Origin of the sequence: Streptomyces sp. NPDC005303, from assembly GCF_040607335.1 — a bacterium.
Lineage (GTDB): Bacteria > Actinomycetota > Actinomycetes > Streptomycetales > Streptomycetaceae > Streptomyces.
The window spans coordinates 1-23,487 of sequence record NZ_JBEXGM010000005.1; the positions used below are offsets into that span (position 1 = coordinate 1).

A 23,487-nucleotide genomic window follows, 5' to 3' on the forward strand; every position below is an offset into this window, starting at 1 on the left:
CCCGTGAGAGCGCGTCGGCCCTGAGTCCCAGCTCCACGAGCCGCCCGTCGCGGGCCCGGCCGGCGGGATGCCGGTCATCCTGCCTTTCGTCGGGTCAGTTGATGCGGACGATCTTCCAGAGTTGGTCGTCGACGGTGAGGTTGTTCCATTGGATGACGGCTGCGCTGTCGGCGGTGGAGGACTGGGCGACGCCGGCGTAGAGGGTGCTGTTGAGGTTGCGGAGTTTGTAGTAGCCGTTGCCCGAGTCGGTGAGGGTCCACTTCTGGGAGTCGGCGGTGGAGGGGGTGTTCTGGACTATCGCGGCTCCTGCGTTGGTGGAGGAGTTGGCGATGTCCAGGTTGAGGTTGCTGTTGGCGTTCTTGATGTTCCAGGTTCCGTTGCCGGCGGACTGGAAGGTGAACAGCTGGCAGGGGCAGGCGGAGTTGTGGTACTGCTGCGCGGCTGTGCCGGCGGTGGTGGAGGCGGCGGGGATGTCGATGTACTTGCCGCTGTTCTTGTTGACGAGGACGTACTGTCCGGTGCCCAGTGGTGGCAGGGCGGTCTGGGTGAGGTTCCAGCGCTGGCAGGCGCAGTTGCTGGTGGTCCACTGGTCGGCGGCGGTGCCGGCGGTGGTGGAGGCGCCGGGGATCTCGAGGAGTTTGCCGGTGACGCGGTTGGTGATGGTGTAGCCGCCGGCGGGGCTGGGGGCGACCGCCCACTCGTGGTCGAGGGTGCCGTTGTCGTCCCACTGCAGAATGGCGGCGCCGTCGGCGGTGGACTGGCCCTGGACGCCGAGGACCTTGCCGCTGGCGACGTTGAAGATCTTGAAGTAGCCGGAGGTCTGCTGGACGAACTTCCACTGCTGGTCGGTGGCGTTGTCGGCGTTCTGCTGGGTGGCGGCGGTGCCGTTGGTGGTGGAGCCGCCCGCGATGGTGAGCATCAGGTTGCTGCCCGCGTTGGAGGCGGTGTAGGTGGCGCCGTCGGAGATCCCGCCGCCCAGATCGATCGTGCTGTACTGGATGGGGTTGAGGGTGCTTCCGTTACGGCCCCCGCTGAAGATCTCCAGGCTGTGTCCGTCGGACAGGGGGAACATGCCGCGGCTGTAGCCGCGGGGGACGTTGGACTGGATGTGGATCCAGGCGTCCGAGGCGCCGCCCTGGGTGTTGGTGAACACGTCCTGCACGGTGTCGCCGCTGACGACGAGGGTGCCGTTGGGGCCGCCGGTGGGCAGCCAGGTGACGTAGGGCGCCCCGCTGGGGATGGTGCCGTCGGTCGCCCGCAGCACCTGGTCGGTGGCGGAGTTGAACGCCTCGGGGTCGGCGGAGACCTTGTAGTACACGGAGCAGCCACCCTCGGGTGCACCGCAGTACTCGTGGGTCATCACGTAGTTGCCGTTGGGCAGCCGGGTCACCACCGGCATGCCCGGCCGCTTGGAGTAGGTCGGCTTCGTCACGTCGTCCACGACCGGGCCCCAGGTGCGCAGGTCCGTGGTGACCTGGTGGTCGATCTTCTGACCGTAGGTGGTGTCGCGCTGGTCGGAGTAGTAGACGATCAGCTTGCCGCCCGCGAACAGGAACTCCGGCTCCCACACCGGGGTGTGGCCGTTGCTGGAGATCGCCTCGCCGCCGGTGGCGATGTTGCTGACGAAGCTCCAGGTCAGTCCGCGGTCCGTGCTGGCGTACAGGTCGATCTTGGTCCCCGAGCGGTCGCTGGGCACGGAGTCACCGGCGACCAGGATCGTCCCCGCCGGGAACCCGCCCATGGCTGTGGGCAGTTCGTACAGGTCGGGCTCCCAGCGCATGCCCCAGCCGTTCTGGGTGTCGGCGACGTCGGAGATCTTCGTCCAGGAGTTGCCGTTGTCGGTGCTGCGGTAGATCGGGAAGACCGGTGTGCCGTTGGTCCACTGCTCGAAGGTGGCGAGGATGGTGCCGTTGGCCGAGCCGTTGTGCTGCAGGCGCAGGGCTCGCGGGTAGAGCGAGCCGGGGGCCGGCGCGTCCGACGGCGGCGTGTACATCGTCTGCGCGGGGCGGGAGATGGCGTCCGCTCTGCCGGCGGCGGGCAGGAGCAGCGTCGCCGCGGCCAGGGCCAGGGCGAGCAGCAGGAACAGGAGGGTGGTGGGACGGGGGCGCGGAGCGGCGCCTGGTTGTGCGGGGGACATGTGCGGCTCCCAGACAGGGATAGGAGGGGTGTTTCGGTGTCCGCCGCCCTGCTACGGATCCGGAGCGACGCGGCGGAGTTCGTCGGGCGCGTCGCCCGGGAACGATCGGGCGACACTGCCGGGTGCGGCTCGCGAGTGTGGGGCTCGCGGTGGGACATGCGCGGCATGGCGGAGGTGGTGAGGGCATCCGGGCGGACGGGCCCATGCCTGAGCAGTGGTGTGCGGGTGTGGATCAGAGGGCGGGCGGGGGCGCGGTCGAGCCTCGGACGATGAGTTGGACCGGTGGGTCACTCGCCGGCGGCGGTTCGACGTCGGGCTTCTCGATGGCGTGGAGGAGAAGCCGGATTCCTTCCCGTGACGCGGCCTCGAAGGGCTGACGGACCGTGGTGAGGGGAGGAGAGACGTAGGCGAAGACCGGGTTGCCGTCCAAACCGACGACGCTGACGTCCTCCGGGACCCTGCGCCCGGCTTCCTGCAGGGCGTGGATCAGGCCGATGGCCATCTCGTCGCCCGCCGCGAACACGGCGGTCACCGAGCTCTCCGCGGCCAGCCCGCGACCCGCGGCGTACCCGGAGGCCGCTGACCAGTCACCGTTGAGCACGGGTGGTTCGTGCGCACCTCGTGCCGCCAGCGCCGCCTGCCATCCCTCGATGCGGTCCTTGGTGGCGTACCACCGTCGCGGTCCGGCGAGGTGATGGACGGTCGAGTGCCCCAGGTCCAGCAGGTGTTCGGTGGCCGCGCGCGCCAGCTGATGGGCGCCCACGCCGACGGTCAGAGTCCGGGCGGCGGCGAACGCGGGTGGCGCGCCCAGGAAGAGGACCGGCACGTCGACACCGAGCGGGACCTCTCCTTCGACGACGGGTTCGGAGACGACGACGCCGTCCACGCCCTGTTCGAGGAGTGAATGCACGGCGCTGGCGATGCTTTCCGGGCCGCCGTCCGGTGTGTTGACCACGCGAAGCGCGTAACCGGCGTCGCGTACCGCTTGTTCGATGCCCACGAGCAGGGAGGCGGTCCCGTACCCGGCGGTGCCCAGAGCGACCACGCCGACGGAACGGGTACGTCCCGAGGCCAGCGCCCTGGCCGCGTGGTTCAGCCGGTAGCCGAGCTCCTCGGCGGCCGTGAGGACACGTCGGCGGGACTCGTCGGAGACGTACGGCTCGTTGTTGAGGACCCGGGAGACCGTCTTGCGCGAAACGCCGGCCAGCGTGGCCACGTCTGCGCTGCGCGGCGCGGAGGAGCCCATACCGCGCTCCAGCCCTGCTGCCATGAAGCCTCCCCACCAGTTCCTACACGATTAAGTGCGTGTCATGACCGCGCGGTCAGACCGCGCGGTCAATGTCTACGCATCCGTCGAACGCTCGTCAAGAGTTCAGGCAACGCCACTTGTCTCCGGTGCCGGTCGTCGTGGAGGCGCGTGACCGGATGGAGTCTGGTGCTGTAGGTACCGAGGAAGGGGTGCCAGCCGTGTATTCCTGCAGTTCAAGGGGTGATTGCTTCACCCTGGGGCGGTTTGAGGGGCAGTCATGTCGGCCCTGTCCGTCTGGTCCGGCTCTCCGCATGAGCGGCTTCTCGCGGAGCGTCCACCCTTCCTGATGTCCAGCGATCGTGTTTGTTTGATCGCGTTTGTTGCTGGTCGTTTCGATGGACTCGACGTTGGCCTTCGCCGGGTCGCCGGGCCGGGCTGCCACCGCCTCTTGACAGCGACCCCGGGCTCGCGGACCTCGGTACAGGGCCCCTCGTCGGCCTCGGCCCAGCCGATCGCGAAGAGGGAGATGCAGCAGGCACCGGTCTCCACTACTCGGCACCCTGGTCCGGAGCAACCGCGCGCCACCCGCGCCGTCGGCAGGCCGTGCCGCGCCCGGTCGGCCCGCCGGCCTCGGCGGGCCGCACCGTCGCCGGCGTGCTCTGTTCGCTCAGGCGCCCGGTGTGATGCGCAGCCTGATGGTGCGGGCTTCGGGGCGCAGCACGAACTCCGGCCATACGTCCGGCCCGCAGGACCGGGAGCCGAGTCCGTGCTGGCCCGCGTCGATGATCAGGTGACTCGTGTTCGACTCCGGGAGCTCGAAGGGGTGTGCGGCCCGGGCGAGCTGCTGGGGGGTGTGGCGGCCGAGGGTGAAGCCGGGACGCCGCCCGCGGGTGTCGGGGAGGGCCACGAGCCGCAGTACCTCGGTGCCGCCGCTGGTCAGCGTGAGGCGGCGCATCTGGGAGCGGTGGCCGGTCTCCTGGGGGCGCGCGTAGGCGACCGCGAGGTCCTGGACCGAAGAGGAGAAGCGGCCGGTGCGGGCGGCGCGGAGACTGTCGGGGTAGGACTCCAGCGGGCCCAGGCCGAACCAGTCCGCGCCGTCGACGGGTGCCGTGTCGTCGGGCAGTTCGAAGCGCACCCCGATCCGCGGCCACACCGAACGCCAGCCGCGCGAGGGCTCGATCTCCACGCGCAGTTCGAGTTCGCCGTCCTCGATCGACCAGACGGACTCCACGGTCACCGAGAGGGCGGAGTCCGCGGCGGAGACCCGGTCGACGGTGCGCAGGGCGCCCGCGGCCTCCTCGACGCCGAGGCGTCGCGTGGTCAGCCGGTCCAGGCCGTCGCGGCGCCACATGTCGGCGCTGGACACCCCGAGGACGCTGTTGTCGCTGCCCTCCAGCCGGTCGGCCCGGCTCTCGTCGTTGTCGGTGGGTGCGCGGAACAGCTCCAGGCGTGGTCCGGTCACGGGGCGCCCGGCGAGCTGGGTGAGGGAGCCGCCGGTGAACTCGGCGATGCCGAGAGTGAGCGTTCCCTCGCCGACCCGCCAGTCGCGCCGGGGCCGGGCGGCTGGCACCGGCCGCCGTACCGAGCGGTCGAGTTGGGCGGTGGCGATCTCATGTCCCTCCGGTGCCCAGGCCGTTGCCGCCGCCAGTACCGCCTCGACCGTCAGCCAGGTCTCGCCGTCCGGGCCCACCGCCACCGGCGGCAACGGCAACCGCCCCGACTCGCCCGCCGCGAGGACCGGGGCATCCCACACCCCCGAGTCCACGAGGTTTCCGTCGTGCTCGACGCGCCAGCGAAAGCGCAGGTCGGACGTGTCGGCCGAGTGCCGCAGGTTGGTGATCTCGAGCTTGTCGCCGTCGAAGACGAAGCGGATCGGCTGCACGACCGCCTTGTACTCGTACAGGCCCGGCGTCGGCACGTCGTCGCTGAGCACCATCCCGTCCATCACGAAGTTGCCGTCGTGCACGACCTCCCCGAAGTCACCGCCGTAGGCGTGGTACGGCGTCCCGTCCGGGGCCGTGGCCAGGATGCCGTGGTCGCGCCACTCCCAGACGAAGCCGCCGTGCAGCCGCGGGAACCGGTGGACCAGTTCCTCGTACTGGTCGATCGCGCCCGGCCCGTTGCCCATCGCGTGGACGTACTCGCAGAGCAGGAACGGCTTGGTGCGCTGCCGGGCACCCTGGGCGGGGGTGCAGCCGAGCAGTGGCGCGGGGGAACCGTCCGTGCCGATCTGCTCGATCTCCGGGACGGTCGGGTACATGCGCGAATAGACGTCGGTGTACTCGCCGGTGTAGTCACCTTCGTAGTGCACGGGACGCTCGGGGTCGCGGGCGTGGACCCAGGCCGACATGGCGGCGAGGTTGGCGCCGGTTCCGGCCTCGTTGCCGAGTGACCAGATCACGATGCCGGGATGGTTCTTGTCCCGCTCGACGGTGCGTTGGACGCGGTCCAGGTAGGCCGCGCGCCAGGCCGGGTCGTCGCTCGGGTTGCCGGCCCAGTCGACGTTCTCGAAGCCGTGGGTCTCCAGATCGCACTCGAGGACGACCCAGAAGCCGAGTTCGTCGGCGAGGTCGAGCAGCCGGGGGTGCGGGGGGTAGTGGCTGGTGCGGATGGCGTTCACGTTGAACCGCTTCATGCGGGCCAGGTCCGCGCGGGCGTGCTCCTCGTCGAAGACCCGGCCGCGCTCGGGGTGGGCCTCGTGCCGGTTCATCCCGTGGAAGACGATGCGGCGGCCGTTGACCAGGAACCGGTCGCCGCGGATCTCGACCGTGCGGAAGCCCACCCGCAGGGCGATGCTCTCCGCGGCCGAGGACACCGTGGCGTCGTACAGCCGGGGCCGCTCCGCCGACCACGGCTCCACGCCCGCGATGTCGACAGGCGCCACGTCGGCCGGGGTGGCCCAGACCCGTTCGACGCCGAGTTCGGGGATGCGCAGGGTGACAGGGAACGCGGCCGCGTCGGCGGTGACCTCCGGGTCGATACGGCCGTTTCCGTGGTCGTAGCCGGTGCGCAGCCAGACGTCCTCGACGCCGCCCGCCGGGCGGGCGAGCAGGGTGACGTCCCGGAAGATGCCCGGCAGCCACCACTGGTCCTGGTCCTCCAGATAGCTGGCGGCCGACCACTGGTGCACCCGTACGGCGACGACGTTGCCGCCCGGTCGCACCGCGGACGTCACGTCGAACTCGTGGGCCAGCCTGCTGCCACTGGCACTGCCGATCTCGACGCCGTTCACCCAGACCCTGAACAGCGACTCCACCCCGTCGAACCGCAGCAGGACCCGCTCGGCGTCCGACCAGTCCTCGGGGAGGTCGAAGCGGCGGCGGTAGTCGCCGGTGGGGTTCTCGTCGGGGACGTACGGAGGGTCGATCGGGAACGGGTACTGGACGTTCGTGTAGATCGGCCGGCCATAGGCGCCGTCGCCCTCCAGCACCCAGTGCGCGGGCACCGGGATGCTGTCCCAGCCCTGGTCGTCGAAGTCCTCGGAGGCGAAGTCCTCGGCGACGGCCGCCGTGGGCGACAGACGGAACTGCCAGGGGCCGTTCAGCGACTGGGAGGGGGCGTCGGAGTGCAGCCAGGAGCGGGCCGGACGCAGGGCGCCCCGCCACGGTGCGGTGTCCGACACATACGAGGAGAGCTGGGAGGGCAACGGGCTCACAACCTTCTTGAACAATGTACCGTGAGCGCTCACGGGAGCGGTAACGTGAAGCGATGGGAGTGTGGGCCGCAGCCCGGCGGAGTGTCAAGGTTCAGGACGTCCGGGCGGGCCCATGTGGGCAAGGTGGACCCCAGGACCGTGCCTGGACGAACCCGGGGCAGGGCTGACGGCACCGGGGCACGGGCATACTCGGTGCCCCTGCGACGCGGGCGCGTGGGCAATTGTGCGGAGGTAAGCGATGGTGTCGTCGGAGACCGGACCCCGCAGGGTGACGATCGACGATGTGGCCGAGGCCGCCGGAGTGTCCCGGCAGACCGTGTCACGCGCGCTCAACGACAAGGGTGAGATCGGCGTCTCCACCAAGCAGCGCGTCCTCGACGCCGCCCAAGCGCTGGGATACCGCCCGAGCCGGTTCGCCCGGGGGCTGGTCCGTCAGGACACGTTCAGCGTCGGCCTGGTGATCCCCGATCTGCTCAACCCGTTCTTCACCGAGGTCGCCGCCGCCGCGCTGGACGCGGCGCGGGCGCTCGGCTGGCACGTGGTCGTGTACGACACCGGCGACCGCGTCGAGGAGGAAAGGGGCACCCTGGAGGTGATCGCCTCACAGGTGGACGCGGTCGTGGGCTACCTGACCCTGCCGGAGGACGAGATCGGCAGGCTGACCCGGGGACTGCCAGTGGTGCTCATCGACCGGAAGCACCACAGCGAGCGGTTCAGTTCAATCCTGATCGACGGGGAGGCGGGCGTCCACGCGGCGATCCGGCACCTCGCCCGAGCGGGCCACCGGCGCATCGGCATGCTGGACCACGCGGAACGTTCCGAGCCGAGCGTCCGGCACGACTGGTTCGACGCCGCGATGACCGCGTGCGCACTGGACGCCGGTGCGGTGGCCCGCGCCGACCAGAGTGTGGAGGGCGGAGAACGCGCGCTTAAGGAACTTCTCGCCCGGCACCCCGACCTGACCGCCGTGTTCATGTTCAACGACATCATCGCCATCGGGGGCCTGCGCGCGGCACGCCGGCTCGGCCGCCAGGTCCCCCGGGACCTGGCGGTGATCGGCTTCGACGGCCTCCGCCTGGGCACGCTGGTCGAACCCCCGCTCACCACGGTGGCCCTGGACACGCGCGCTCTCGGCGCGCTGGCCGTCGAAGAGGCGGCCAGACTCCTGACCGGAAGCGGCCCCCTGCGCACGGACGAACTGACGGTGGGGGCGGAGCTGCGGCTGCGCGAGTCGGCGTAGAGGCGTCCCGGCAGCGGCGACGTCACGAAAGAACGGGACGACGACGCCGCGTGTGGGTGGCGGGTTCAGGTCCCGGGGCCGCCAGCGGCCAGGGCCGCCGCGGGTTCGGGGCGGTGGACGCCGCGGGGCCGGTAGCCCAGCAGATCGGACAGGCCGATGAGATCGGCGAGGGTCCACACGATGGCCAGCCACATCTCGGTGCCCTGCAGGCCCGGCTCACGCCCGGGGCCGCCGCCGTCGGCTGAGGGCCCGAATCCGAAGCCCTGCCCCGGGTGCCAGCGGGGCAGGACGGTGGTGAGCTGTCCAGCCGCCCAGTGCCGGATCTCCGCGTCGCGGTGGCTCGTCTGCCGGGTGCAGAGCCACAGAGGGTGGGCGACGTCGAGGACGTTGCAGGCGTTCTCGTGTCCCGGGGTGAAATGGCGAGGGTCGCGGCTGTGGTCCAGGACGGTGTCGATGACCCGTTCGGGATGTGCGACGGGCAGGCCGAACTGGGCGAACGTTCCGCGGGTGAGCCGGTAGTAGCCGTTCACCTGCTGGAGTCTTCCGGTGGCCGGTGAAGCGGCGCCCCACAGGCCGGTCCAGGGGTCGACGCGGGTGAGCAGCCAGCCGAAGAGTGCCTCCAGTGCGCCGGAAGCGGGCGGTTCGTCGTTGCGGCGGAGGTTCCAGTGGGCGGCGGTGGCCCAGGAGTCGATCCAACTGCCCGCGTACCAGGCCCGGTCGTGCCAGGGCAGAGCGTCGAGGCGGTGGACGAGTCGGTCTGCCGTCAGGGTGCGGGCCATGCCGATCGGATGGGCGAAGGAACTGCCCAGCAGGTCCAGGGCGTAGCCGACGGACAGTACGTGGTACCGCGCCGCTTCGTCGTCGACGAACCCGTCCGGAGCCGGGGGTGGGAGTCGGCGCGACAGTCCGGTGGCCGGGTCGGTCTCGGGCACCAGGCCGGTGAGCGGGTCCTGGGCGGCGCGCAACCGCTCGATATGGGAGCCGGCCGTGCCCTGCTCAGGAACGTCCCCGAGCAGCAGGTCCGCGATCTCCACCGCGTCGCAGTGCGCCCGCATGGTGGGTGCCGCTCCTGGGCGGTCGCGGTACCGCCCGCCGCCCGGAGCGGCTGGGTCCCAGCAACGGGCGATGAGGTCGGCTGCCTGGTCGGTGGCCGTGCGGCCGAACTCGGCGAGCTGCTCCGCGAGCCGCTCCTGAGGGGCACCGGCAGCGGCCGGACGGGAGCGCGTCCGGCGGTCGCGGACCGGTTTCGCGGGGTTGCCGGCCGCGACCGTCCAGGCGGGGACGGACTTGGTGACCACCGCGCCGGCGCCGATGACACAGTGGTCGCCGATGGTCACCCCGTCGAGAACGACGACATGGGAGCCGATCCACACGTCGTCGCCGACGCTGATCCCGCGGCTGGTGACGGGCTGCTGGTGGACCGGGCGGTCGGGCTCGAAGGAGTGGTTGAAGCCCAGCAGGGAGGTATGGGCGCCGATACGGACCCCGTCGCCGAGTGCCACGGTGCCGCGCACGGTCGTGAACGGGTTGATCGAGCAGTCGGCACCGACCGTGACGTCACCGGTGACGTACGCGTGGGCACCGATGTAGGAGTCGTCGCCCAGGTGCAGGCGGTCCGGGTACACGGCGGCGGACTGTGCGACGTAGCACCGCTCGCCGAACGTCACGGTCCCGGTGGCGAGCAACTGCTTCTGCTGTCGCCTCTGTTCGGCCCGCTGAGCGTCCGAGGCGCCCTCGGCGAAGAGCCAGGGGCAGTGCTCGAACAGGCCGTCGTCCTGGGGTGAGGTGTCGGGCGGCATAGGGGTGGTCGGCTCCAGGTCAGCAGCGGGACGGATTTCGCCGTCTTGGCTCATCAGGTGCTCCTCCACGGGGCAGTTGAGGGAGTACGGCCGTCCAGGCGGACTGTGTCAGCGGGCGCCGGTGATCGCGAGGAGTCGGTCGATCTCGGTGAGTTCGTCGGCGTTCAGGGGCGCGGAGTCCAACGCCGCGAGATTCTGGTCGAGTTGGGCGACGCTGCTGGCGCCGATGATGACCGAGACGACGCGCGGGTCCCGCAGGATCCAGGCGAGGGCGAGCTGCGCGAGCGTCTGCCCGCGCTGTTCCGCCACCTTCGCCAGGGCGTGGATGAGCAGGAGGGTCTCCTCGGTGAGGGCGGCGCTCTTGAGGAAGTGTCCCACCGCCATTCGCGAGCCGGCGGGGATCCCCTTGAGGTAGCGGTTCGTCAGCAGACCCTGGGCCAGCGGGGAGAACGCGATGAGGCTGCTCGCGGTGTCACCGACGGCTTCCAGCACTCCATGCTCGACGGTGCGGTCGAGCATGGAGTAGCGGGCCTGGTGCAGGAGCAGTGGCGTGCCCAGGCCGTTGAGGATCTCCACGGCGCGGCGGTGCTGTTCGGGTGAGTAGTTGGAGATGCCCGCGTACAGGGCCTTGCCCTGTCGGACGGCGGTGTCGAGGGCGCCCATGGTCTCCTCCAGGGGCGTGTCCGGGTCGAAGCGGTGCGAGTAGAACACGTCCACGTGGTCCAGACCGGTACGGCGCAGCGACTGGTCCAGGCTGGACAGGAGGTACTTGCGTGAGCCGCCGTCGCCGTAAGGGCCCGGCCACATGTCGTAGCCGGCCTTGCCGGCGATGAACAGCTCGTCCCGGTACGGGCGGAAGTCCTGTGCGAAGAGCGTGCCGAAGTTCACCTCGGCGGAGCCGTAGGGCGGGCCGTAGTTGTTGGCGAGGTCGATGTGCGTCACCCCGCGGTCGAAGGCCCGGCGCAGTACCGCCCGCTGGTTCTCCAGCGGCGCGGTGTCGCCGAAGTTGTGCCACAGGCCCAGGGAGACGGCCGGCAGGAGCACACCGCTGTGTCCGGCGCGCCGGTAGGTCATCGAGGTGTAGCGGTCGGCGGCGGCCTGGTGGGCCATGGCGGGAGGTCCTTTCGGAGCGCGGGCGAAGAAGTGACGGGGTGTCGTGTGGCCGTAGTCGACCCGGTCCCGGTTCTCGACCTGTACTGCGATCACTGGCCGTCGAAGGTGCCCAAGTAGGGCAGCAGCAACGGGAGGAGGGCCGATAGGTGGCAATCCACCGCGGCGAGGTAGCGGGGGTTCGGTGCTGCGCGGTCGGATCCCGGGCCCGGTCGGCAACCAGGACGGCCGACCGCCGCTTCCTCGGCGACGGCCGGTTCGATGAAACGCGGCACCGCCGGAGACGATCTGGAGCGGCTGCCCGTCGAGAAGGAATCCCTGGTCGACCATTTCAAGCGAGGTAGGACGGGACCGCTCCCTGAGGCGCGGAGGGCGGGGCGGGGCGCCCGCGGTGCGATGGTGTCCCGCCCCGCCCCGGTCCGGTCCGGGGAGGTCTGGTGAAGGGTCAGCCACCGGTGACGGTGAAGCCCTGCCGGTTCCCGTAGTCGGTGATCCGCTTCTGCCAGGCGGTGAGGCCGGCGGACAGGTCGGTGCGGCCGCTGATGGCCTGCCCGGCGGTGTCCTTGAACACCGAGTTCGCGTAGACCTGGAAGGGCAGGTACTGCCAGCCGGGGTTCACCTGGGCGGACGAGCCGGCGTAGATCTGGTTCGCCTGCTGGCCACCGAGGATGGCGATCTTCTTGTCGAGGAAGGCGGGGTCCTTGAGCAGCGCCGTGGTCGCCGGGAAGAGTCCGACGTCGGACAGCGCCTTGGTGGCGGCCGGGTCGGAGTTGAGCCATTCGGCGAAGGCCACCGCTGCGGCCTTGTTCTTGCTGGTCACCGGGACGGCATTGGAGGAGCCACCGTTCTCGGACGACGCCGTGCCACCGGCCTCCCACTGCGGGACGGGCGCGGCGGCCCACTTACCGGCGGTCTGCGGGATGGTGGCGGCGATGGGCCCGGCACCCCAGGCGCCGGCGATCCACATGGCGTACTTGCCGCTGGACATGCCCTGCCACCACTCGTTGGTCCAGCCGGCCGTGGGGTCGACGAGATGCTTCGACAGCAGGGAGGTCCACAGGGTGCTGACCTTGGCCGCGCCGGGGTCCTTGAGGTTGAGCGAGACCTTGGTGGATCCCGAGGTCTGGAAGGGCTTGCCGCCCGCCTGCCAGATGAGGCTGTCGACACCGCCGGCGTCACCCGGGTCGATGGAGGTGATGTAGTGGGTGGGATCCGCCGCGTGGATCTTGGCCGCGTCGTCGGCGAACTCCTTCCACGTCTTGGGGGGCTGCAGCTTGAGCTTCTTGAAGATGTCGGTGCGGTAGAACATGGTCAGCGGGCCGGTGTCCTGGGGGACGCCGTAGACCCCGCCGTTGGTGGTGACCTGCGACCAGGCGGAAGCGGTGAACTTGTCCTTGAGGGACTGGACGTTGTAGTCGTTGAGGTTCACCAGCTGCTTCGACAGTGCCATTTCCGGCAGCGCGAAGTACTCGACCTGAGCGATGTCGGGGCCGCCGGTGCCGGCCTTGATGGCGGTCTGGAGCTTCGTGTACTCGGCGGGTCCCTGGCCCGCGTTGACCACGTTGACCTTGATCTTGGGGTGGAGCGCCTCGAACTTGGCGACGATCGGCTTGAGGTTGGGCGCCCAGGTCCAGAAGGTCAGCGTGGTCGGCTTGTCGAGCGCGCCCGCGGTCGAGGCCGTTTTCGGGTGACCGGCTCCGGAGCCGCCGCAGGCGGTCAGTGTGAGAGCCAGCGCGGTCAGGGGCGCGGCGACGAGGACAACTCGTCTGTGGGACGGGCGGATCGGGGACATGGTGGTGGTGCTCCTCTACGTCATGGTGCGAGGTGGAAGGTGGGGGCTTGGGGTGGGGGGACGCGAGGTGGGGAGCGCTACTGCTTGACGCTTCCGCTGGCGAGGCCGGACTGCCAGAAGCGCTGCAGGAAGAGGAAGGCGATGATCAGGGGCACGATCGCCAGCAGACTTCCGGTGACGATCAGCGGGTAGAGCTGTGCGGTGCCGACCGTGCTCTGTCCGCTGGCCTGGGTGTTCCACTGGTTCAGGCCCACCGTCAGGGGGAACCAGTGGGGATCGCTCAGCACGATCAGCGGCAGGAAGTAGTTGTTCCAGGTCGCGACGAGCGCGAACAGGAGCACCGTGACGAACCCGGGAGCCAGCAGCCGCAGCGAAATGGTGAAGAAGGTCCGCAGTTCGCTGGAACCGTCGATGCGGGCGGCTTCGAGCATGGAATCGGGTACCGCGTCCAGCGCGTAGACCCGCATCAGGTACAGGCCGAACGGGCTGGCGAGCGCCGGGATCAGCACTGCCCAGGGTGTGTTGACGATACCCAGCTTGCTGAACATCAGGTACGTGGGAACAGCCAGCGCGGTGGTGGGGATGGTGACGGCGCCCAGTACGAGGGCGAACAACGCCCTTTTCCCACGGAACTCGTATTTCGCCAGCGCGTAACCGCCCGCTGTCGCGATGACCGCCGCTCCGCCCGCTCCCACCACGGAGTAGAGCAGCGTGTTGCCGAACCAGCGCAGGTAGATGCCGTTGTCGTAGGTCAGGACGTCGTGGACGTTCTGGAAGAAGTGGAAGCCGTCGCCGAACCACAGGCCGAAGCTGGAGAACAGCGACTTGCTGTCCTTGGTGCTGCTCATCAGCAGCCAGAACAGGGGGAGCAGGGTGTAGGCGAGCATCAGGAACATGGCCACCGTCAGCGGGGCGCTGCCGCGCCGCCGCGGGGCACGCCCGCCGGAGCCGACGGGGCGGCGGGGACTGCCGGGGCGGACGCGTCGGCGGGCGGGGGCAGTGGCTGTGGCGGTCACAGGACGCGCTCCTTCCGGGCGGTCGAGAGCTGGACCGCGTAGGCGACGACGGCCGTGACCACGCCGAGCAGGACGGCGATGGCGGCGGAGTAGTTGAACTGCTGGCCGTTGAACGCCAGGTTGAAGGCGTACATGTTGGGCGTGTAGCTGGTGGTGATGACGTCGGGCGCCAGCGACTGGATGATGTTGGGCTCGTTGAAGAGCTGGAAGCTGCCGATGATCGAGAAGATGACGGTCAGCAGCAGCGCCTGACGCAGCGCCGGGATCTTGATGCTCCATGCCTGGCGGACCGCTCCGGCGCCGTCCATCTCCGCGGCCTCGTACAGCTCCTCCGGTACCGAACGCAGCGCCGCGTACAGGATGAGCATGTTGTAGCCGACGTACTCCCAGGTGTTGATGTTGCCGATGCTGGCCAGCATCCAGGACTTGGACAGCAGGTTCGGCATGGTGACGTCGAGCGCGTCCCCGACCTGGTGGACCAGGCCGAAGCTCGGGCCGTACAGATATCCCCACATCAGGGCCGCCACCACGGCGGGGACGGCGTAGGGGATGAAGATGCCGATCCGGAACAGGCCGGCCCAGCGCAGCCGGCCGCTGTCGATGATCAGCGCGGCGAGCAGCGCCAGGCCGAGCATGATCGGCACCTGTACGGCGAGGAAGAGCGCCACCCGCGCCAGGCCCACGCGGAAGAGGGTGTCGCCGAAGGCCCGGGTGTAGTTCTCGAAGCCGACGAAGACGGTCCCGCCGATCAGCCGCTCCTGGAAGAGGCTCAAGTAGACCGCGTACAGCAGAGGTGCGGCGATGGCGATGGCGAAAACCATCAGGAAAGGTGCGAAGAGCACATAGCCGAACCGACCGTGCGGGGAAGTCACCCCCCGGCGGGGCGGATGTGCGGACGATGACAGCTCGCTCAAGGCTCTGGTCCTGTTCAGGCGATACCGATGGCCCGTGTTTGCGCAAACACGCTTGACTGGATGGGAGATTGCCCGCGCTCGCTCCCGTGTGTCAAGAGGGTGTTACCAAACGGAATCCGACGGGTGTCCGGTGCGGTCGAAGGTTCGGATACGGTGCATTCCGGGCACTTCGAAGCCCTGACCTCCCGGTCTGAGGGCCTCCGGGGTGCCGCGACCGCGCCTGAATTGACTCCCACCGGTGTTTGCGTCAACATCCGCAGTGAGAGTGAGCAGCCTGGACGGGCGAGGAGATCAAGGTATGGGCAGGGCAGGGAGCACCTCGGCCGGAGTCGCAGCAGAGGGCGTCCCTCCCGCGCGCACCCGGCCGCCCTCGCAGGCGGACGTCGCCGCGCTGGCCGGTGTCTCCAGCCAGACCGTCTCCCGGGTCGCCAACAACAAGTCCAATGTCGACGAGGAGACCCGGCAGCGCGTCCTGGCCGCCATGCGGATGCTGGGGTACCGGACCAACACCGCTGCCCGTGCGCTGGCGACCGGCCAGTTCCGGATGCTCGGCGTCATCAGCTTCGACCTGAGCGCCCACGGCAACGCCCGGACGCTGCAGTCCATCGCGGCGGTGGCCCAGGACGCCGGGTACTCGGTCAACGTCGCCGTGGTACAGACCGCCACCGAAGGAGCCGTACGACAGGCGTTCACCCAGCTCACCAGTCAGGCCGTCGACGGCATCGTGCTGATCGAGGCCCAGATCCTGGACCGCCCCGAGCTGCAGCTGCCTCCCGGAGTGCCGATCGTCATGGCCGACGGGAACCCCGGCCAGCGCTTCCCCGCCGTCGACAACAACCAGCTCCTGGGCGCCCGCGCCGCCACCGAGCACCTGCTCTCCCTGGGGCACGCCACGGTCTGGCACCTCGCGGGCCCGCAGGACTCCTACTCGGCCCGCCACCGGGTCACGGCCTGGCACAAGGCACTGAAGGAGGCCGGAGCCCCCGTACCGCCCGTCAGCTACGGCGACTGGAGCGCTGAGTCCGGCTACGCCATCGGCCGTGAACTCGCCGTCCGCGACGACATCACCGCGGTCTTCGCGGGCAACGACCACATGGCGATCGGCCTGATCCGGGCGCTGACCGAAGCCGGCCGCTCGGTTCCGGACGATGTGAGCGTGGTCGGCTTCGACGACATCGCCGAGGCCCGCTACCTCGAGCCACCGCTCACCACCGTCCACCAGGACTTCGAGGAAATGGGCCGCGCCTGCGTCGCCCTACTGCTGCGGCAGATCGAGGGTGGCGAGTCGATCGCGGGACTGGTCGACTCCGTCGAGCCCCGACTCGTCGTACGAGCGAGCACCGCGCCCCCGACGAAGCGGCCCCGGACGAGGCCGTAGGGCCCCGACCGGGCGGCGTCCCTGCCTGGGATCTTGATGCCCTCATCACCGCCAGGGAGCCTGAGGCAGCCCTTCCCGGCTGTTTCCCAGCACTGCCTCGGAGGCACCAGTAGATTCCCCACAATCAAATATGTTTGCGCAACCATCCACCTAGGGCCGAGCCTCGTCCGGCTCAGGCGTAGGGGTCGAAGGGGATGCTGGACGGCTTGGAGTGGGCTAGGGCGTACGGGAAGTCGCCGTCGTCGATCTTGAGGGTGGCCGAGCCGAAGTCCGCTGCGATGAGCTTGTCGCGGTAGCCGGCGGGGTAGCCGTTCCAGCCGACGAGGCGCGGGAAGAACCAGCCGCCCGTGGCGTTCTCAGGAGGCTCGTCGTTGCCGCTCGCGAACCGGAAGCAGTGCGTGGAGACACCGTCCTTGTGGTAGACGATCTTCGGGTGGGTGCCGTCGAAACGCACCGCCGAACGGGCGGCCACCTGGTAGCCGGAGTGCTGGGACACCGACACGTACTGGACCTGGTCGCCGTAGACCCACACCACGACGTGCTCCCAGTCGTGGGTGTGTCCGATGGCCGCCGGACCGAGTGTCGCCTGGTCCTTCTCGAAGTAGCTGGCGTACATCACGGCACACCAGCCGTTGTCGCACTTCGCCCGCGAGTAGGTGTTGGAGTTGGCGAGTTGGGCGTAGTCGTGGCACTTGCCGTTGACGTCGCCGCCGAGTTTCAGCCCGGGGTTGATCGTGCCGTCGGCGCCGATCGCGGCGGTGGCGTAACAGCCGTCGCGGTCGTAGTCGTAGGCGGGGGAGAAGGTCTGCTCCAGGCCGTCGGCGTTCTGCGGGAGCAAGGTCAGGACGTTCGCGTGGGCGGTCGCGGGAATCGCCACGACGAGCGCCAGGGCGGCGCCCAGAGCCGTGGTCAGGGATCTCAACTTGCGCATGTCGTGCCCCTGTTCAGCAGTAGAGGTTGCCGCCGGGGGAGACCCCGAGGATCGACGTGAAGCGGTTGTAGGCGTCGACGCGGCTCTGCACCTGGGCCGGGTTGCGGCCGTCGCACTCCAGGGAGCCGTTGATGGAGCGGATCGTCTGGCCGAAGCCGGCCTGGTTGACCATGGCGTTGTGCGGGGTCATGGTGCCGGGGCCGGACTGGGTGTTCCAGTACCAGAGGCCGGTCTTCCAGGCCACCGCGGAGTCGTTCTGCACCAGCCAGGGGTTGTTGAGCAGGTCGATCCCCAACGCGTCGCCCGCGGCCTTGTAGTTGAAGTTCCAGGACAGCTGGATCGGGCCGCGACCGTAGTAGGCCGCCTGACCGGCCGGGCAACCGTACGGCTGGTTCCAGTCGCAGTAGGTCGGGTAGTTGGCGGTGTTCTGCTCGACGATGTACACCAACCCGCCCGTCTCGTGGTTCACGTTGGCGAGGAACGCCGCCGCCTCCTGCTTCCTCACCGTGTCGCTGCCGGTGGTGGTGAAGCCGGGGTACGCGCTCAGCGCCGCGACCAGGCCGCTGTAGGTGTAGAAGGAGTTCCGGCTCGGGAACATCTGGTTGAACTGCGCCTCGGTGACGACGAATCCGGACGGTGTGCCGCCGCCACCGCTTGCGGGCGCGTTCCACTTCTGGTTGGCCGTACCCGCACAGGTCCAGATCTGGAGCCGGGTGCCGTTGGCGCTGTTGTTGTCCCGGACGTCCAGGCACTTGTTCGCGGCCGGGTTGACGATGTCGCGCGCGGCGGAGACCACCCACTGCTGGTTGGCGCCGCCCGAGCAGTCCCACAGTTGTACGGCCGCCCCGTCGGCGGTGCTGCGGTCGGCGACGTCCAGACACTTGCCGAGCGCCCGGAGGGTCCCGTCACCGGAGTTCGACCAGATCTGGGCGCCGGTGCCGTTGCAGTCGTAGAGCTGGACGGCCGTGCCGTTGGCGGTGGACGCGCCCGCCACGTCGACGCACTTTCCGGCGAGGCCGGTGATCGTGCCGGAGGCGGCGTGCGCGGGTGTGACCGTGAGCAGCGCGGTGAGTACGGCGGCGAGGACGGCGAAGACCGCGAGGCGGCCTCTGCGCAGGGAAAGGGAAAGGGACATGGGTGAGTGCGCTCCTTGAGGGGGGTGGGGGAGGCCGCCCCCCGGCGAGGAGGGGCGGCCGGAAGGCGGAGCTCTACGGGTAGCTGGTCAGGTTCGCCACGTTGGTGGAGGAGTTGGACGGGCCGCCGGTGCCATTGACGACATGCCGGATGGTGCCGGTGCCGCCGAGGGAGACGGTCACCATGCTCTGGAAGCGCACCCCGGAGGTGTTCGGTGCCTCGATGGCCCGTTCCGCGGCCACGCCCGGGTTCACGTTGAAGTAGCAGTAGCTGCCGAGGCCGAAGGCCTGGTGGCTGGTGACGGAGTCGGCGACCTTGTAGGCGGCGTACCCCTGCGTCGAACCGTTCGTCCAGGCCGCCTGGTTGGGCGGATCGTAGGGCATCTCGTTCTGGTAGAAGTACGTGCGGCCGCCGTTGCCGTTCCAGACGGTCTGGTACTTCTGGTAGTGCTCGACGAACAGGCCGTACGCCGTCACGTTGTCGCCGTTGACGATCAGGCCCGTGTCCGCGGTGTTGGTGGTCCAGCCGACGCCGCTGCCGTGGTCGGCGCGCCAGATCCACATGTGGTCGCCGATGACGTTGTCGCTGTTGATGACGAGGCTGGTGGTCGCCTTGCCGACGCCCGCGCCGCCGACGCGGAAGTACACGTCGTGCAGGGAGGTCGGGTTCGCGGCGTGGGAGGCGGAGGATCCGGTCGGCCCGACCTCCATCAGGGTCGGCGAGTTGGTGGTGCCCGCGTCGAAGAGGACGCCCGCGACCTTCACGCCGTCGACGTCGGCCACCTTCATCGCGGTGACGCCGTTGTCCGGCACGAAGGTGGCGAGACCCAGGCCGAGGACAACGGTGCCGGGGCGGTTCACCTGAAGCGTCTGGTTGAGGTGGTACACGCCCGGGGTGACCAGGAGGTTCTTGCCAGCCGCCAGGGCAGCGTTGATGTCCGCGGCACTCGCGCCCGGCTTGACGACGTAGAAGGTGTCCAGGGAGAGCGAGCTGCCGATCGGGGTGCCGTTCGCCCAGCTGGTGCCCGTCGAGTTGGACCGCACCGACGGCACGAACACCTTGTAGGCGCCGTCGGCGTCGACGTACAGGAAGGGCTTCTCCCGGCTCACCGGGGACTGCGCGACGGTGGTGTGGGGCGGGTTGGGGAAGGTGGTGCCGGGGACGCCCTGGCTGCCGACGAAGACCATGTTCCAGTTGGCGCCGGTCCAGCTGCCGAGCTGGGAGTTGCGGGTCAACCACTGCTGCTGGCTGCCGGAGTTGACCTGTCCGTCGATCTTCGTGTCGGCGAGCAGACCGCCGCTGGACCAGCCGTTGTCGTCCAGGGCGAGGTTGCCGCGCAGATGCATCCGCCGGTACGCCGCCGCCTGCGACACCGCCCAACGGTCGTTGCCGTTCACGGGGTTGACGGACAGGTTCTCGGCGCCGCGCCAGAAGTTCTGGGTCGCGTTGCCCTGGAACCAGTCGGCCTCGGCGTGCACCGCCCCGTTGATCGTGACCGCGTCCGGGGTCAGACCCAGCCCCGCGACCTGGGTGTAGAAGCCGACGTTGGCGTCCGCAGTGTAGGAGCCGGGCTTGAACAGGACGGCGTAGCGCTGGGTGCCGAACTGGTTGGTCTCCTGCTGCTGGAAGATCGAGTTCAGTCGCGACTGGATCGTCGAGGACGACATCGATGGGTCGAAGACGACCACGTTGGGGCCGAGGTCGGGGTTGGTGGCGGACTGGGTCACCGGGACCACCTGGAAGCGCTGGGCCGCGCTGCCGTTGCACGTGTACTGCACGAACTGCACGCTGTCGGCGGTCGAGGCGCCCGGGTCGTCCAGGCACTTGCCGCTGTTGCGGTTGACGAAGTGGTAGGCGCCGCCGCCCTCGTGGACCGGCAGCCACTGCTGGTTGGCGCCGCCGCCGTAGGTCCACAGGTGGACGGGCGCATTGTCGGCGGTGGAGACGTCGGCCACGTCCACGACCTGGGCGGTGTTGTTGCGGTTGTCGATGCGGACGTAACCGTCGCTGGTGGCGGTGAAGCTCCACTGCTGGGCCGTGGTGGTGTTGCACGCGTACTGCTGGACGACGGTGCCGTTGGCGGTGCCGGCCGACCTGGCGTCCAGACACCGTCCGCTTGCCGTGTTCATGACAGTAGAAAAGCCGGTGGGAAGCGCGGTGGCGGCTGCGGCGGTTGTGGGGAGCGAGGTCAGGACAGACGCGGCGGCCACTGTGACCAGCGCGGCGGTGCCGGATCTGCGGAGGCGCGCGAGGGTGTGCATGCGCAGAGCCCTTCGTGGGGGGTGAGGGTGTCGCGAGGTGTCTGGCTGACCCGTGAACCTAAAGGTATGGACCACTTGCGTCAAGAGATGAAGTAAGGTTTGAGGGAAGGCGGTTGGGGCGAGAGGGCGGGCGGTTCTCGGTTCGGGAGGCTTGGGCGGCCACTGCGGGGAACCCGGTCGGCTGTTGTCCGCCGGGAGGGAACCTGTGCTGTGATCGCCGTCGCCGTGTCTCTGCTGCCCGCCTTGGGGGCGCTGCTGTACGCCATGGACCGCATCGAGGACCGGCTGTCGGCCAGGTCGTCGGCGCCCCGGCACGCCAGGGGCCGACATCTACGGCTGGTCCGCGGCACGGCCCGGTCCAGTACTGAGCCTGCCGCTCCGTCCGGCACTGGGCGTGCCGCTCCGTCCGGCACTGGGCGTGCCGCCCCGTCCGGCGCTGGGCGTGCCGCCCCGTCCCGCACTGGGCATGCCGCTCCGTCCGGCGCTGGGCGTGCCGCCCCGTCCCGCACTGGGCATGCCGCTCCGTCCGGCGCTGGGCGTGCCGCCCCGTCTGGTACCGGGTGCGGCCCTGTCGAACGGTCTGCGCGGCACCTGGATGCGGCGTGACTCTGCTGCGTCGAGCGTGCCGCCATGTCTCGCGCGGTGGACGTGCCGTCGGGTCCCGTGCTGGGCGTGGCGTCGCGTCCCGCGGTGGACGTGCCGTCGCGTCCCGCCCCGAGCGTGCCGCCATGTCTCGCGCTGGGTGCGCGTCCCGCCCCGGGTGCCGTCCTGCCGGAACGGTTCGCGCGACGCCTCGATGTGGCGTGACCCTGCCGCGTGGCGGTTCGCGATCCGCGGTGCCGCGCCTCGGCGCCGGGGGGCTGGACATCGGCCCGTCGGGCTCGCCGACGCCCTCGCGGGGAGCCCCTGAGGCGCCTTCCGCCGGATCTGTGTCGCCAGGACGCCGCCCATCCGGCCGCCGACCGGGACAGCATCATCGGCGGCTCCGACGAAACCATCGAGGGTGCTCGCACGACTCTCTCCCCGCTCCCTGATTGGGTGGGTGTCCGGGGGTACCCGCCGGGTATGAAGCTGCATATTCATGGACGAAAAGAACATCACGGCGGCGACGAGGCGCCTGAGCGCGAGGTCCCGCCGTCTGAGGAGGTGGGCCCCGGGCCCGCCGTGGAGGAGCGCGCGCCGGACACGCCGTCTCAACTGCCGAAGACGGCATGGGGAGCGGTGCTTCGGGGCAGCCTGCGGGAGTTCAAGGACGACGAACTGACCGACCGCGCCGCGGCGCTGACGTACTACGGCCTGTTGTCGCTCTTCCCGGCCCTGCTGGTCCTGGTGTCGATGCTCGGCCTGACCGGTAAGTCAGCCACGGACACGGTGCTGAAGAATCTCAAGCAGTTCACTCCGGGCTCGGCCCGGAACATCATCACCGGAGCCGTCGAGCAGTTGCAGAACAACGCCGGCGTCGGGTCGGTCATGGCGATCGTGGGCATCGTCCTGGCGGTGTGGTCGGCGTCCGGGTACGTGGCCGCGTTCATGCGCTCGGCCAACCGGGTCTACGACATGCCGGAGGGCCGCCCGATCTGGAAGATCCTCCCGGTGCGGGTCGGCCTGACGGTCGTCCTGATGGTGCTCGCCGTCGTCAGCGCCCTGATCGTCGTGTTCACCGGTACCCTCGCCCGCAAGGCGGGTACGGCGCTCGGGGTCGGCGACACCGCCCTGACGGTGTGGTCGATCGCCAAGTGGCCCGTCCTGGTGGTCCTGGTCACGATCATGATCGCACTCCTGTACTGGGCCGCCCCGAACGCCCGGGTGAAGGGGTTCAGGTGGATCACGCCCGGCAGTTTCCTCGCCCTTGTCGTCTGGCTGATCGCGTCCGCCGGATTCGCGTTCTACGTCGCCAACTTCGCGTCGTACAACAAGACCTACGGCACGATGGCCGGCGTCATCGTCTTCCTGATCTGGCTGTGGATCAGCAACCTGGCGATCCTGCTGGGCCTGGAGTTCGACGCGGAGACCGTACGTCAGCGGGCGATCGCCGGAGGCCTGCCGCCCGACAAGGAGCCCTACACGGAACCGCGCGACACCAGGAAGTGGGACGAGCAGGACATCCGTCGGCTCGAGGACTCAGGACCGGCGCGCAACGAGTGACGGACTGATCCGGATTCGGGCTGCTTATCTCGGGGAGCTTGGGACATGCGCAGGTCATGAGGTTGCTGACGGATTTGCACGAGGTCGACGGGGCCCTGACACGGCGGGCGGCCTCCCGGATCCCGCCGGGTGTGGCCAAGGTGTTGTCGGTGGTGGAGGAGTCCGCCGAGAGCACCAAGCTCTGGTGCGGTGTGGCCGCAGTGATGGCGTGGAAGGGCGGGTGGCGGGGCCGCAGGGCGGCGGCCGCGGGAGTGGGGGCTCTGGTGGTGGCCCAGCTGGTGTCGAACGGCCTGGGCAAGCAACTGGCCGACCGCCCCAGGCCGCCTGCGGAGTGGATCCCGCACGACGAGGTCGCCGACCGCCCGGACTCGTCCTCGTTCCCCTCCGGACACACAGCGGCCGCGGTCGCCTTCACCGCCGCCGTCGCCCCCACCTGGCCGGCCGCGGGTGTGCTGTGCGCGGTGCCGGCCGCCATGGTGGCCGTCGAACGGGTGCAGTCGGGAGCCCACTATCCCAGCGATGTCGCCGCCGGTGCCGCTGTAGGTCTGGCCGGCGCCTGGCTCACGCGCCGCGTTCCGGCTCTGTTCCTGCGAAGCCGGCTCCAGCCGTCCGGATTCCTGCGCCACTGGGGCTGACTGTCCGGACTCCTGCAACCCAGGGGGTGCGCGTCGGCCCGCTCGAACCTGCTGAGCGGGCCGACGCCGCTGTGTGCCGGCAGCCCCACAC

15 protein-coding genes are annotated in these 23,487 nt (G+C 69.8%); 4 read left to right on the forward strand and 11 right to left on the reverse strand.

Annotation, left to right across the window (positions count from 1 at the left end):
• Window positions 1-94: 94 nt before the first annotated feature.
• From ABZT93_RS09840 to ABZT93_RS09850, 3 genes are all read right to left on the reverse strand, one after another.
• Window positions 95-2,137: an RICIN domain-containing protein gene (locus tag ABZT93_RS09840; protein WP_356101497.1), complete on the reverse strand. Its 2,043-nt coding sequence runs from the start codon at window positions 2,135-2,137 to the stop codon at window positions 95-97.
• Between the two features lie 232 nt (window positions 2,138-2,369).
• The gene (locus tag ABZT93_RS09845) at window positions 2,370-3,407 is read right to left on the reverse strand and encodes a LacI family DNA-binding transcriptional regulator (RefSeq protein WP_356101500.1); all 1,038 of its coding nucleotides are present in this window, start codon (window positions 3,405-3,407) and stop codon (window positions 2,370-2,372) included.
• Between the two features lie 646 nt (window positions 3,408-4,053).
• Window positions 4,054-7,032, reverse strand: a complete 2,979-nt coding sequence (locus ABZT93_RS09850) for a glycoside hydrolase family 2 TIM barrel-domain containing protein (protein WP_356102192.1) — start codon at window positions 7,030-7,032, stop codon at window positions 4,054-4,056.
• Window positions 7,033-7,279: 247 nt separating this feature from the next.
• Here ABZT93_RS09850 and ABZT93_RS09855 point away from each other — a divergent pair, with 247 nt between their 5' ends.
• Window positions 7,280-8,281: a LacI family DNA-binding transcriptional regulator gene (locus ABZT93_RS09855; RefSeq protein WP_356101503.1), complete on the forward strand. Its 1,002-nt coding sequence runs from the start codon at window positions 7,280-7,282 to the stop codon at window positions 8,279-8,281.
• Between the two features lie 65 nt (window positions 8,282-8,346).
• On the opposite strand, the gene ABZT93_RS09860 is transcribed toward ABZT93_RS09855, so the two are convergent.
• From ABZT93_RS09860 to ABZT93_RS09880, 5 genes are all read right to left on the reverse strand, one after another.
• Window positions 8,347-10,080 (reverse strand): acyltransferase, encoded by a 1,734-nt coding sequence (locus tag ABZT93_RS09860; RefSeq protein ID WP_356102194.1) that lies wholly within the window; start codon window positions 10,078-10,080, stop codon window positions 8,347-8,349.
• 108 nt (window positions 10,081-10,188) lie between these two features.
• A complete protein-coding gene (locus ABZT93_RS09865; RefSeq protein ID WP_356102197.1) occupies window positions 10,189-11,190 on the reverse strand; it encodes an aldo/keto reductase in 1,002 nt (333 codons plus the stop codon).
• Window positions 11,191-11,635: 445 nt separating this feature from the next.
• Window positions 11,636-12,982 carry a sugar ABC transporter substrate-binding protein gene (locus ABZT93_RS09870; protein WP_356101506.1) on the reverse strand — a complete coding sequence of 449 codons (1,347 nt, stop codon included), beginning with the start codon at window positions 12,980-12,982 and terminating at the stop codon, window positions 11,636-11,638.
• A gap of 77 nt (window positions 12,983-13,059) precedes the next feature.
• A complete protein-coding gene (locus tag ABZT93_RS09875; protein WP_356102200.1) occupies window positions 13,060-13,890 on the reverse strand; it encodes a carbohydrate ABC transporter permease in 831 nt (276 codons plus the stop codon).
• Between the two features lie 104 nt (window positions 13,891-13,994).
• Window positions 13,995-14,819 carry a sugar ABC transporter permease gene (locus tag ABZT93_RS09880; RefSeq protein ID WP_356101509.1) on the reverse strand — a complete coding sequence of 275 codons (825 nt, stop codon included), beginning with the start codon at window positions 14,817-14,819 and terminating at the stop codon, window positions 13,995-13,997.
• A gap of 391 nt (window positions 14,820-15,210) precedes the next feature.
• On the opposite strand from ABZT93_RS09880, the gene ABZT93_RS09885 reads away from it, so the two are divergent.
• Window positions 15,211-16,290, forward strand: coding sequence for a LacI family DNA-binding transcriptional regulator (locus tag ABZT93_RS09885; RefSeq protein ID WP_356101511.1), 1,080 nt, complete (start codon window positions 15,211-15,213; stop codon window positions 16,288-16,290).
• A gap of 172 nt (window positions 16,291-16,462) precedes the next feature.
• Here the strand turns inward: ABZT93_RS09885 and ABZT93_RS09890 are convergent, their stop codons facing one another.
• The 3 genes from ABZT93_RS09890 to ABZT93_RS09900 all read right to left on the reverse strand — a co-directional run bounded on the left by ABZT93_RS09890 (window position 16,463) and on the right by ABZT93_RS09900 (window position 20,616).
• Window positions 16,463-17,221, reverse strand: coding sequence for an NPP1 family protein (locus ABZT93_RS09890; protein WP_356101513.1), 759 nt, complete (start codon window positions 17,219-17,221; stop codon window positions 16,463-16,465).
• Window positions 17,222-17,234: 13 nt separating this feature from the next.
• On the reverse strand, window positions 17,235-18,356 hold the full coding sequence (locus ABZT93_RS09895) for a lectin (protein ID WP_356101515.1): 1,122 nt from the start codon (window positions 18,354-18,356) through the stop codon (window positions 17,235-17,237).
• Between the two features lie 73 nt (window positions 18,357-18,429).
• Window positions 18,430-20,616 carry an RICIN domain-containing protein gene (locus ABZT93_RS09900; RefSeq protein ID WP_356101517.1) on the reverse strand — a complete coding sequence of 729 codons (2,187 nt, stop codon included), beginning with the start codon at window positions 20,614-20,616 and terminating at the stop codon, window positions 18,430-18,432.
• A gap of 1,065 nt (window positions 20,617-21,681) precedes the next feature.
• Here ABZT93_RS09900 and ABZT93_RS09905 point away from each other — a divergent pair.
• Window positions 21,682-22,761: a YihY/virulence factor BrkB family protein gene (locus ABZT93_RS09905; protein WP_356101519.1), complete on the forward strand. Its 1,080-nt coding sequence runs from the start codon at window positions 21,682-21,684 to the stop codon at window positions 22,759-22,761.
• 56 nt (window positions 22,762-22,817) lie between these two features.
• A complete protein-coding gene (locus ABZT93_RS09910) occupies window positions 22,818-23,396 on the forward strand; it encodes a phosphatase PAP2 family protein (protein WP_356101522.1) in 579 nt (192 codons plus the stop codon).
• Window positions 23,397-23,487: the final 91 nt, after the last annotated feature.

Coding starts and splice junctions, on each gene's coding strand:
- ABZT93_RS09870 (WP_356101506.1), bottom strand. CDS start 12,982: ATGTCCCCGATCCGCCCGTCCCACAGACGAGTTGTCCTCGTCGCCGCG.
- ABZT93_RS09845 (WP_356101500.1), bottom strand. CDS start 3,407: ATGGCAGCAGGGCTGGAGCGCGGTATGGGCTCCTCCGCGCCGCGCAGC.
- ABZT93_RS09905 (WP_356101519.1), top strand. CDS start 21,682: ATGAAGCTGCATATTCATGGACGAAAAGAACATCACGGCGGCGACGAG.
- ABZT93_RS09880 (WP_356101509.1), bottom strand. CDS start 14,819: ATGGTTTTCGCCATCGCCATCGCCGCACCTCTGCTGTACGCGGTCTAC.
- ABZT93_RS09900 (WP_356101517.1), bottom strand. CDS start 20,616: ATGCACACCCTCGCGCGCCTCCGCAGATCCGGCACCGCCGCGCTGGTC.
- ABZT93_RS09895 (WP_356101515.1), bottom strand. CDS start 18,356: ATGTCCCTTTCCCTTTCCCTGCGCAGAGGCCGCCTCGCGGTCTTCGCC.
- ABZT93_RS09910 (WP_356101522.1), top strand. CDS start 22,818: ATGAGGTTGCTGACGGATTTGCACGAGGTCGACGGGGCCCTGACACGG.
- ABZT93_RS09855 (WP_356101503.1), top strand. CDS start 7,280: ATGGTGTCGTCGGAGACCGGACCCCGCAGGGTGACGATCGACGATGTG.
- ABZT93_RS09865 (WP_356102197.1), bottom strand. CDS start 11,190: ATGGCCCACCAGGCCGCCGCCGACCGCTACACCTCGATGACCTACCGG.
- ABZT93_RS09885 (WP_356101511.1), top strand. CDS start 15,211: ATGGGCAGGGCAGGGAGCACCTCGGCCGGAGTCGCAGCAGAGGGCGTC.
- ABZT93_RS09840 (WP_356101497.1), bottom strand. CDS start 2,137: ATGTCCCCCGCACAACCAGGCGCCGCTCCGCGCCCCCGTCCCACCACC.
- ABZT93_RS09890 (WP_356101513.1), bottom strand. CDS start 17,221: ATGCGCAAGTTGAGATCCCTGACCACGGCTCTGGGCGCCGCCCTGGCG.
- ABZT93_RS09860 (WP_356102194.1), bottom strand. CDS start 10,080: ATGCCGCCCGACACCTCACCCCAGGACGACGGCCTGTTCGAGCACTGC.